We start from the raw sequence: 11,509 nt of genomic DNA on the forward strand, positions 1-11,509 counted from the left end.
TAAAGGTGGCTGTATTTATCTGAGAAAGAAGACGATTGTTCTTACAAAAAATCAGGACGAGTGCGGCCAGCGGGCTGTCAGAAACTCATCTGCCACTGCCCGATCACTCCATGGTTGCGACTGTTGCTGCCGATTTCTCCGGAATAGCCAACGCCGACGCTATGGCGTGCCGAAATGCCCACATCCAGTCCGGCTTCCAGCACCAGGCTGTCGCGATCCAGTGAGCTGCCATCCACACTGAACGCTGTGCCACCGACTACAAAGGCCTGGCGTGTCGAGTTGCTGACATCGCCGTAGGTGTGTTTCCAGCCGGCAGTCATGCGCGGGGTGAGGCTCATGCCGTTCTCGAGGCTGTTCAGGTGCGCAAGGCGCAGGCCAAAGGTTGTGCTGAAGTTGTCCTTGGTTTGACCGTCGACGTGCAGGGCCGCAGCGCCTCCTTTTTCTTCATAACTGTCGCGGTGATAGCGCTGGTAGCCAAGGTTGGCGAACGGTTCGGCGCTGAGGCGACCGCTGCCCATGGCGTACCCGAGTTCGGCGAATGCCTGTTGGCTGTCGGCGTCGTAATCACCTTTGGGCCGGTCGCTGAAACCGTTGAATGCCACGGTGCGTTTGCTTTCACCCTGATGACCGCTATATGCCGCGCCGAGGCGCAGAGCCAACGGGCCGCTTTGGCGCAACGCATAGACGCCGGCGTGCCAGCTTTCGACATTGCCATCGACGCCTGTGGCGTCCAGATCGGTCTTTGAATAACCGCCAAGCACACCCAGTTTCCATTGCCCATCGAGCGCCCAATCGGCGCCCAGTACTGTGCCTTTGCTGCGTTGTTCAAGTCCGCTGCTGCCGTGTTCGCCGTCGAGTTTGCCGTAGCCGCCAATGGCTTGCAGCCAGAGTCGGCCTTGGGCATTCGGGTCATTGAGGTTGCGAGCATCACGGGGGACGCCGTTCGCGGCGAGGACCGGCGTGTCCCGTTGATCGAGGCCCACCAGTAAAGCCGAACGGCCGCCCATCTGATGCATCGCCGACAGCATGCTGGCGCCGATCTGGTTACTGACACCGAGGGTTGCGCTGGCCAGGTCAGCGTTGCTGGCACCGCTGAGCTGCTCGATGGCTGCACCCGCGGTTGCGCCGGTGGTGTTGAGCAAGGCGTTGTACAGCGTATTGTTTTTGCCGAGGGAGGTCAGGCTGTTGGCGGCGCTACTGCCATTACCGGTGACGGCGAATTCGTTGAAGGCGACATCGTTACGGGTGTAGGTCAGGTCGACCCGGGTTGGCGTATAAGCCAAGGTTGGCGTGATAAACGCGTAGTCGCTTGTGACATTGCCGAAGGTGCCGTTCACGACCGCTGCCTGCAACACGGTGTAATGGCTTTGCCACGGATAGGTGCCGCTGCCGGGGTTTACGGCCAGCGTCGCGCCGTTGAGATTGGCCGTACCGCCGACCATGATCGGTGCGCTGCTGCCATCTGCATTTACGCCGTATGCGATTGTCGAGCTGCTACCCATGGTCAAGTCGTGGGTGACGGTCGCAGTGCCGAGTCGGGTGTTGGTCAGCAGGGTGCCATTGACCAACAAGTTGCCCACCGAACCGCCGCCGGCATACACGCCACCTGCATCGACAGTCATGCTGCCGCTGATGCCTGCCTGGTTGATCAGCGTTGCTCCACTATGTATTGCACCACCGTCACTGAAATCTGCGCTGCCGTTCAGGGTCCATACCCCTTGCTTGACCTCCAGCCATTCGAAGTGGCGACTGTTGCCGAAGCTGCCGCCCGACGCATCGTCCATCACTACACGGTCGTAACCGCTGCCGCCGTCCACAGTCCCAATGAATCGGCTGCCGTTGCGCAAGCTCAGGCTGTCGTTACCACCACCAAGGTCCAAAGCCAAGCCATTGCTGCCGCTGATGGTGCCGCCGTTGACGACGCTGTCAGCGAACTCGCCGACGAACTTCACGCCGAAACCATCGAGACCCTGGATGGTGCCGAAGTTTTCCAGCGCGGTTGCCGCGAGGCCCGAGCCGCCGCTGCCGTCGTCAACCAGAATGGCACTTGTGGCACCGCTGATCATCGCGCCTTGGGCGTTCAGCACATAACCACCGCCCAATGCGATCCCTTCGCTGCCGTTGGTGAACCCGTTCTTGTCCACACCGCCGGCACCAACACCCTGGATCGTGCCGTAGTTTTCGATGTGGGCGATGTTGTCGATGTCTACGCCATCGCCGTCGCCATTGGCTTGCAGGCCGGAATAGGCGCCGGTGATGGTGCCGTGGTTGATCACCGTACCATCGCCGTCGGAACCGAAACCGGAGCCGTTGCGCCCGGTAACATGTCCATAGTTGGTGAGGGTCGCGCCCAGATCGGTGGTAATGCCGTGGCGTCCCCCCGTGATGGTGCCGTAGTTGGTCACTGTCACGCCGCTGGCCGAGTCGATGTCGATGCCGTCGAATTTCTGGTCGGCGTTGTGCGAGTCGCCGGTGGAAATCTCGCCATAGTTGGTAATGCTCGCATTGGCGCCGGTCTTCATGCCGTCGCTGGCATCACCACGAATCAGCCCGCCCGCGCGGTTGATGATGGTGGTCGTGACCCCGGTGCTGCGCAGTGCATCGAGGTCCAGGCCTTGGCCGGTTGTCGAGCGGATGATGCCGCTGTTATCGATCAACAGGCTGCCACTGACGAAGTTGCTGTCGATGCGCAACGCGTCGTTGAAGCCGAGAATCTGGCCACCGGCGCGGTTGTAAATGCTGTAGTTGCGCGCCTGGGTCAGGTCGCCGCTGCTGTCGATCGCCCGTCCACCGGTAGAAACGATCTGCCCCGCGTTATCGATCACCACGCCGACACCGGCCGTACCGTCCTTGAGGCTGACAGCCTTGCCGGCATGGGTAATGCTGCCTGGCGCGGAGATCGTCAATGTGTCTGCACCGCCGAGGGTTTGCGCAGTGGTGGTGGCCGTGTCGATCTGCAGGTTTTTGTACGGCGCGGCAATGGCGCCTGTACTGATCACCAGGCTGATGACAAGTGCCAAATGCTGGGGCGGGGAGGTCATGATGGACGGCCTTTTGTTATAAGCAGGGCGTCCTGTATAGCGGAGGGTTTTTACAGATTGATGTATATCGAAAAAGTCGCTGAACGCTGGACTTTTTCGCCAGCAGGCTGGCCCACAGGGGTTTTGCGGTACCCAAAATTTGTGCCTGGAAAAAATCTATTGTAGGAGCCGGCTTGCTGGCCATAGCGGTGTGTCTGGCGCGGGAGATGCTGAATGTGCGGCCCTAATCGCCAGCAAGCCGGCTCCTACAGTTCATTGGTGTCGTACGCGAGGTCTATGTACGCCGCAGATCCCTTGTGGGAGTGAGCCTGCTCGCGATGACGGAGTGTCAGGCGCGGGGGATTTTGGACATGCCGGCTTCATCGCCATCGGGCTGGCTTACAGGGATTGGGGTGTATCCGCGGTGATTACCCCCGGCACTCCACCAACGACTTCACCTGTCCCGCCCCTTTCTGGTTTTTATCACTCAACCACCGCTCGAACCCTGCACCGATTGCCGGCCATTCCGAGTCCAGGATCGAATACCACGCCGTATCCCGATTCTGCCCCTTGACCACCATGTGCTGGCGGAACACGCCTTCAAAGCTGAAACCCAGCCGCTCGGCTGCGTACTTGGAGCGGGCATTGGCGTTGTTGCACTTCCATTCCAGGCGGCGGTAACCCAGGGCAAAGGATTCCCGGGCGAGCAAATAAACCGCCTCGGTGCTTTTCGGCGAGCGCTGCATCGGCGCACCGAACGTCACGTGACCGATCTCGATCCGGCCTTGTGAAGGCACAATCGACATCAAACTGAGGATGCCTTGCACTTCACCGCTGGCACGGTCGATCACACTGAAGAAGTAGGGGTCGCTATTGGCTGCATGGTTGTTCAGCCAATCGTTGAAAGCACTGCGCTCGGGGAAGGGGCCGTAAGGCAGATAATCCCAGAGTTTCGGATCGGCACCGGGGCCTTGCAGGGCGTTGAACAAGTCATCGCCGTGGCGCGCCGGGTCAAGTTTTTCCAGGCGGATGAAACGCCCTTCGATGGTTTGAACCGACGGTGCCGGGACACCTTTCCAATCCGCGAGTGAAGTCGACATGTTGTTCTCCTTGAACCTTAAATGGCTTTGCGAAACTGGATGAAACCGGGGCGCTCGGCGATGCGCTCATAAAGCTGGATCGCGGTGGCGTTGGTTTCGTGAGTGAGCCAGTGGACCTTGCAGCAACCGTCCTGTTTGGCTGTTGCGTAAACGAATTCGATCAATTGTCGGCCGACGCCGGTACCACGGGTTTCGGGCGCTACCAGCAGGTCTTGCAGGTAGCAGGAGTTTTCGATGCTCCAGTTCGAACGATGGTAGATGAAATGCACCATGCCCACCGCTTTGCCGTCGGCCCAGGCCAGCGCGGCGTGAGTGGGTTCGTTTGGATCGAGCATGCGTTGCCAGGTGCTTTGGCTGACGGCGTCCGGCAGTTCGGTGTTGTAGAAGCGCAGGTAGGTTTGCCACAGCGGTAGCCAAGCTGCGTGATCGCCGGCGGTGACTGGGCGAATGTCGATCTGACTCATGGTGATTTCCTTAGCGCATCAATTGAGCGAGGGTCTGGTCATTGACGTCGGAGCTGGCAGCCAGGCCTTCGCGTACGCCCGCGATGTCGGCGGGGGCGCGGTTCTGGCTGAGTTTGCGTTTACCCTCGAGACGGTCAATGGGAATGGCGAAACCGACGATGGCCTTGAGCATGCCGTCGATGTAATCGGCGGGGGCATCGGCCACTGACCATGGCTGGGCGCGGCCAGCTTCATGACGGTCGGTGAGGGTGCTGACAATGTCGAGCAGCCGCCCGCCATCGCTGAAGGTTTCGGCACGGCCATAGGCATGTACCGCGACGTAGTTCCAGGTGGGCACGACTTTGCCGAGTTCGGCCTTGCTCGGATAGAAGCCAGGGCTGACGTAGGCATCGGGGCCGGCAAAAATCAGCAGGGCTTCAGCGCCGTCGCGCAGGTCTTTCCACTGTGGATTGGCTTTGGCCAAGTGTCCGTACAGCGTGCCGTTCGAGCCCTGTTCGCAGTGCAGCAGAACCGGTACATGACTGGCTTGCAGGCCACTTTCACCGTGGGTCACCAAAATGGCGAGCCGGCTGGCGAGCATCAGTTCATGCAGTTGGGACAACTCGTCGATGGCAAAGGCACGTGGCGTGTACATGAAGATATTTTCCTTGGCGAATGCCTGCATCCTAGGCAGGCTATTGGTCTGTTGTAAGAGCCATTAATGACCAATTTCATAGGTCCATTGTCATGACTACCGAACCACTGTCCCTTTCGTTCAACCCGGCGGGCATCGAACTTGATCGCCGCCAGGGGCTGAGTCGGCAGCTGTATCAGGCATTGCGCCTGCGGGTGCTGGATGGGCGACTGGCCAGTGGCACCCGTCTTCCCGCCAGCCGCGATCTGGCGGCGGCTCTGGCGATTTCCCGCAACAGTGTGGTGCGCGCCTACGACCAACTGTATGCCGAAGGCTTCATCGAGGGACGGGTAGGCGATGGGACCTATGTCGCGCAATTACCTCAGAATGCGTTGCCGGCAAAAAAATTATCCACAAAAGTATCCACAGGGTTGTCAACAGGCTTACCCACAACCTTATCCACAAATTGGCTGGATTTACCTGTTGATTCATCCAGCAAAGTTATCCACAGCGGTGCGTTGGGTCGCGTAGAAAAGAACCATTTACCGAGTCCACCAAGCGGGCCTCCGCGGGCATTCAGGGTTGGCGTTCCGGCCTTTGACCTTTTTCCTTTCGAAGTGTGGGCCAAGCTGAACGCGGCTTTCTGGCGAAAACCGGATTTGCAGCAGCTGTGTTACGGCGACCCCGCAGGTGATGCGCGTCTGCGTGGAATGATTGCCGCGTACTTGCGCAGTTCCCGGGGCATGCAGTGCACGGCTGAACAAATTGTGATCACCAGTGGTGCGCAGCAGGGGATCAGCCTTTGTGCACAGTTGCTGGTCGAACCTGGCGATGGTGTGGCGATTGAGAATCCCGGTTATCGCGCGGCGGGTCATGCGTTCGCCGTGGCCGGTGCCCGATTGCACGGGGTGGCGGTGGACAGTGACGGTATCGATTGCAACGAATTGAACGGCATCGTGGATTGTCGTTTGGCCTATGTCACACCATCGCATCAATACCCGACGGGGGTGGTGATGAGTCTGGCGCGGCGGCTCGAGTTATTGGCCTGGGCCGAGAAAACCCAAGGCTGGATTGTCGAGGACGATTACGATGGCGAGTACCGTTACAGCGGCGCGCCACTGGCACCGCTGGCCGCGCTGGATCGTCACGGGCGCGTGCTCTACGTTGGCACGTTCGGCAAAGTGGCTTTCCCGGCATTGCGCCTGGGTTATCTGGTGTTGCCAACGGCACTGGTGGACGCTTTCAGCCAGCGTCGCGCGGTCGATGTCCGGCACTCCGAGGTCAGCACCCAGGCCGTCATGGCCGAATTCATGGCGGCCGGGCATTTCCAGCGGCACATCCGCCGTATGCGCCGCGCCGCGTTGAGTCGTCGCAATACGCTGCTGGCCAACTGGCCCTCGGACATTCCCGGGGTGGGCAGCCTGCCGAGTGTCGCGGCAGGGTTGCACGTGACGGTGGCAGTCGATACTCAGGCCCGTGAACGTGAACTGATTGAGGCTGCCGCCGGCGTCGATGTCGAGATCAACGGTCTGAGCAGTTACTGGCTAGCGGATTCGAGCACTTCGGTGGATCAGCGGGCAGGGCTGGTGCTGGGATTTGCGGCGGTGCCGGAAGCGGCTATCGCGTCAGCGCTTGTGCGTTTGCGCAGTGCCTGGTGCCGGTAAAGGGCGGGTCCGCGGACCCGCCCCTCTATGAGTCACTGGGGCTCGAGTTGCAGGAACAATGATTGGGTGGAAGCACTGGTGATTCGACGCAGTACGTAGTCGATGGGCTGCAGCGTTGCCAATTGTTCTCGAAGCTCGGTATCCAGCGTCGCCAGGTATTTTTCCGATACTTTCAGATGCGCTGCTGTGGGTTGGGCGGCATCGCTCTCAAGTGTTTCGTAGTGGAAGTGCGCAACCCACAGTTCCTGGTCATTGTCGGTAGCGTCGAGAATCCGGTACTCCTGAAAGTAGTCCTTGCGCCCCGTGGTTCTGATCCGGCCTTGCTCGTTGCGCAGGATTTTGACCTGTCGGTTTTCGTGCAACCATTGGAAGTACTCCTGCCTTGGCTTGCGCTTCTTGAGCATTTTTGTGCGTGTCTTGATGCCCTCTTTGCGGAGTCTGTCAGCCCTGCCGCGCAATTCCAGGCTCAGGCCAGCTACGGGAGGAGGTTGTTTGCCGGTACTTCTGATGTTGCTCATGGCCTGTTCGACGCTTGTGGCGGACTCTTCCAGTTTGCGCGCCTGTTGATCGAACAGGTCCTGTACATCGGCAGGGATTCGATTTGCACGTTCGGCGTCCCGATTGATGCGCCTGGTGAATTCGTTTGCGTCCACGTTGAGGTTCAGGCCGGCAGCGATGGTGGCGAGATCATCCAGCGCGGGCTTGGCGGGCTTGGCGCTTTTGGGAACGAGCTTCTGGAACAACTCCTCTTTTTTCTCCTGCCCGGATGTTTGCGGGGCTTCGCTTTCGACGACGCGTGGGCGGGTCTTGGTGACTTTGACCTTGGGCCGCGACGGGCCTGCAACAGCAGGTCGGGAAGGTTGCTGGATGAAAGCTTCTTCGGCTTCAGGAAGCAGTTGGTTGAGCTGGTTCAGCGTCAGTGTTTGAAATTCCGAGATCAGCACTTGAAGGTGGTCGAGCGCCGATTGGTGAACCATCCCGGGGTATCGGGCTGGCAGATCCTTAATACACTGAAGTGCATCGGCATAGATGTCGGCCAGCCTGGACAGCTTTTGGATGCGCGCCTCGGGCGGCTCGGTATTGCTCGGCTGTTTCATCATTTCAGCAACTTCATGGCTGGCGTCGGCGGCGTCCTCCACCATGCTGACGATCGCCGTTCGAGCTTCGGACATGGTTTCGCCAGATGCCTCTTGGATGCACTGTTCATAGGCCATGCCCACTTCATTGGCTTTGAAGTCCAGGCGAGTGAATTTCGGCAAGAGTTTTGTCAGATCGGCGATTCTGGTAAGCCCGACATGGCCCAGTACCTGGAGACCTGTCAGGGTGGTTTGTGACTGTTCCAAGCGTTCGACGATGGCGTCTCCCAATGCGATTGCCTCTCGGATGTCGGTCAGATCCGCTCGTACCGGCTCACCCGTGTTCAAAGGCGCTTGCGCCAGCAGTTTCTGCATGATCCGGGCGTACTGGTTTTTCTTTACCGTAAACCAGAGTGAAAGGAACTTTTGCTGCACGGTGGTCAGGCGCAACAACTCGTAGGTGTACCCGGTTTCCCCGCCCAGCGAACGCCATTCGCTCAACTGTTCGAGGGCTTTTCCATAACTTGTTTTCAGCTCGTCGAGTTTGTCGGTGTAGAGCCTGGTCGCTGCTTCGAGATTCTCGGTGGAAGCCTGAGTCATGCTCGTCTGAAGGAGATTGAGTGCTTGCTGTTGGGTTTCTTCCTGGCTTCTGAACGCCTCCAATTGAGTATCAAGTTCCGCTTTGCGTTTTTCCTTGGCTAGCTTCAGGGCTTTCAAACGGCTTTTCGGGCCACCGCCGCGCAGGCGCAGCCGCGTATCGACAAACCATTTGCCATGGGGGCCACGAGCCAACAACGGCCCGGTACGTTTGGCGTCATCGGGACTGACAATCTGCACGTCTTCGTCGTCATTGACGGTGACCTGAAACCAGCGTTCACCTACCTGGGCGTAGTGTGTTTCGTTAAGTTCATACAGATGGGGCGGCTTGTTGTTCAGCGTCTTCATCTCGATATTGTTCAGGTCCGGCGCAGAGACGCTGAGCTTGTCCAGATAGGTGCCCAATGACGGGGTCGAGCGACGAGGCACCGATACACCGGTCTCCAGAGAGGAGGTATGGCTGTCGGGCAATTGATCAAAAGATACTGAAGGGGCCATGGAAATTTTCGCAGGTACAGGCTTGGGCGATTGCGGTGTTACTGGAGCTGACGGCAGGTCCCACGCCGGTTTTTTGCGTACACGCCTGGTCCATTCACTGTGACGCTGCTGGTAAGCGCGGTGAGTCAGCACAATGGCCAGCGTCACCAGCACATCACCCAATGAGCTCCATTCGATCAGCGTGTCGCCTTGTTCATGGGCGTCGAGTGCTTGCTGGATCTCGCTGATGCTTTGCCACACCCAGACGGCGGTCCCCACAGGCCCGCTCAAGAACGTCGAGGCAACGTTGAAAATCGCCCAGGCGCTGTCCTTCAAAAGTGTCCAGCGTCTTTCCTCATTGGACACTGATGACCGATCCGCCTGCTCTGCCATGGCATTGGCGTTGCTGGTGAACAATGCGGACAGCAAGTCGCCAGTGATCTCCTCGGTGTCCAGATCGATAGGTCCCGCCAGGTCCAGGCTGAATAACGTCGAGATACCGGACTGAGTCGCCAGCCAAGGTGAAGGCAAACCTACGGGAAAAACGTATTGCGCATATTCGAAGCTCAGCGCCGGTGTCGGCAGCCAGGCCAGTACGCAATCGCGCAGCTCGCCCGGTTGGTGCAGGGCGTAAACCAGGTTTGCCTGCGAGGCAAATTGTATTAACGGTTGCTCGAACAGTGGCCGGTAAAGCAGGCAGGGAGCGTCTGTTTTTTGCCGCGGGCCGATGATGAACATGTTGCTGACGGTGTCACCGCCGGACAGCAGGCGATGCCGAGGCTTGAACGTGAGAGGGCGAATGACGATATCGGAATGAGGTTGTCGAGGTTTTCCCTGTGCGACGTCCATCAACTCGCTAATGTAGCGATAGCCAGTCTCGTCAACACCACCCAATTGTTGAAGCATGCATTCCAGTGCATTGAGCCGCAGCAAGTCGGGTAGCTGATCCATATAGTGCTTTTTCTGTAGCGCGGCTTGCACCGGATCATCGATCAGTTTGTTCCTCAGCAACTTCGGGTAGATCTCGCCGATATTGACCTTGGCGGCGATGTCGACCAGATAATCGACAGTCAGCCAATTGGGCACCAGCGTGTTGTTTTTGAAACTCAACTCGGCCCGGTAGGGCGCGGTATTTTGCAGGGCGATATCACCCAGGTTTTCGGTATACCGGTCTTGCGGATTGGGCAAGGTGAGCCCGCCGACGGTGAAGCTGTTGGTGACAGTGATTTGCAGATCATCAAGCGGTAGATGCGCGGCCCCTTCACTGGCCTTGTCCTTGACGATGGCTTCGCGCATGGCGGTCTGCGCATACACACTGATCAGAGGAATGTCGTTTGCGCTTGAGCTGTTGCGCAGTTTTCCAAGGCGGGCAAGGCAGTGGCTGTAGTCTTGCGAATGACTGGGCGAGGCATTGGATAACCAATCGGGAATGGCCGCCTCAAGCTGCTCGATACGGTTTTTGTCGCTAGTGCTGAAATGCTCAGCCGGGGTGGCTGCCGTACGCAAGCCCGGGGGTGTTGCGGTCCTGGCGGTCGAGACCGGAGGGACGAGTGCATTAATGGCGTCCATTTGAGAGGCTATCAGCGCCCAGGCCATATGATCGAAAACGTTGCCGTCGGCCTCGACCAGTCGCCACTTCAGCGTGCGCCCTGCCAGGTCGATGTCGATCCGGCCAGGCAGCGTCGCGCCCAGTTGCTCCAGAGAATCGAAGGCTTCGTAACCGCTTTCCACTGTGTACAGCATGATCTGTTCACGCTGTTTGTAAGTGGCCTGCAGTGCAATCGCACCGCCGAGCATTAGATGAACGCCTTCGTTGTTGTCCACGTCGATCAGGCAGGCTTTGATACCGGGAATTTCAGTATTTTTCCGGGCTCGTTCGGTTTTGTCCGGATAGTTGTACACCGCACGGGCCACCGTACATTGATCGACATTCCAGCCCTTTACCTGTTGGACATCAAATGCGTTTTTCAGTGTCTCGCAGAGTCCATGCCATCGCGGTTGGTCGCTGACTGTTTCATTCCAGAACGCCAGTGCGCGCTGTTGAAACTCGACCATTAACAGGGCGGCGTGGTCGTTGAGCAGTTGGGCAATGTCTTCGACACTGACAGCAAGATGAACGGGGTCGCTGGTCAGTGGGCTGTGCGTCAGGAAATGCTCACCCTCGATGAAATTGGCGACACCTGCGCTCCAGCTCAAACGCACCAGCGCATGGGTCAATGTTTCCACGGAGGGAGAGGCGGCACTCAGCGTTCCATTGGTCATGCGCCATTGCGGCGTCACAATCAGTGTCTGGTCGGGGTCGATGTCGAGCAGCGGATAAAGTTTTTTCAGTGCTTCGCTCAGCACCTGCGAGCTGGCATCGTCGAGGGAAGGCCCCTGATTGGTCAGGCTGACCAGCTTGCTTCTGTCCAGCAACAGTGTTGCGTTGTTTGCGGAGGTGCTTGTGGATTCTCGGGTCATGGTCATTTTCCTTTTTGACCGGCATGGGGGCGGCCGCC

The 11,509-nt window shown here is 58.7% G+C and carries 6 protein-coding genes; 1 reads left to right on the forward strand and 5 read right to left on the reverse strand.

Translation table 11 applies throughout. From position 1 onward, the window contains the following. Positions 1 to 77: 77 nt before the first annotated feature. The 4 genes from D8U73_RS01120 to D8U73_RS01135 form a co-directional block, all read right to left on the reverse strand. Positions 78 to 3,041, reverse strand: a complete 2,964-nt coding sequence (locus tag D8U73_RS01120) for an autotransporter domain-containing protein (RefSeq protein WP_130903498.1) — start codon at positions 3,039 to 3,041, stop codon at positions 78 to 80. Between the two features lie 407 nt (positions 3,042 to 3,448). Further along, complete coding sequence (locus tag D8U73_RS01125) at positions 3,449 to 4,120, reverse strand: GNAT family protein (protein ID WP_130903499.1); 672 nt, start codon at positions 4,118 to 4,120, stop codon at positions 3,449 to 3,451. 17 nt (positions 4,121 to 4,137) lie between these two features. After that, positions 4,138 to 4,584, reverse strand: a complete 447-nt coding sequence (locus D8U73_RS01130) for a GNAT family N-acetyltransferase (protein ID WP_056854329.1) — start codon at positions 4,582 to 4,584, stop codon at positions 4,138 to 4,140. A 10-nt stretch (positions 4,585 to 4,594) separates the two neighbouring features. Next, entirely contained in the window at positions 4,595 to 5,218 is a 624-nt protein-coding gene (locus D8U73_RS01135) for an FMN-binding negative transcriptional regulator (RefSeq protein WP_130903500.1), read from the reverse strand. A 92-nt stretch (positions 5,219 to 5,310) separates the two neighbouring features. On the opposite strand from D8U73_RS01135, the gene D8U73_RS01140 reads away from it, so the two are divergent. Continuing rightward, complete coding sequence (locus tag D8U73_RS01140; RefSeq protein WP_130903501.1) at positions 5,311 to 6,861, forward strand: PLP-dependent aminotransferase family protein; 1,551 nt, start codon at positions 5,311 to 5,313, stop codon at positions 6,859 to 6,861. 32 nt (positions 6,862 to 6,893) lie between these two features. Here D8U73_RS01140 and D8U73_RS01145 read toward each other — a convergent pair whose 3' ends face one another. Next, positions 6,894 to 11,471 carry a DUF6543 domain-containing protein gene (locus D8U73_RS01145; RefSeq protein ID WP_130903502.1) on the reverse strand — a complete coding sequence of 1,526 codons (4,578 nt, stop codon included), beginning with the start codon at positions 11,469 to 11,471 and terminating at the stop codon, positions 6,894 to 6,896. Between the last annotated feature and the right edge of the window lie 38 nt (positions 11,472 to 11,509).

It is taken from the genome of Pseudomonas sp. Sample_22 (assembly GCF_004307635.1).
Taxonomy (GTDB): domain Bacteria; phylum Pseudomonadota; class Gammaproteobacteria; order Pseudomonadales; family Pseudomonadaceae; genus Aquipseudomonas.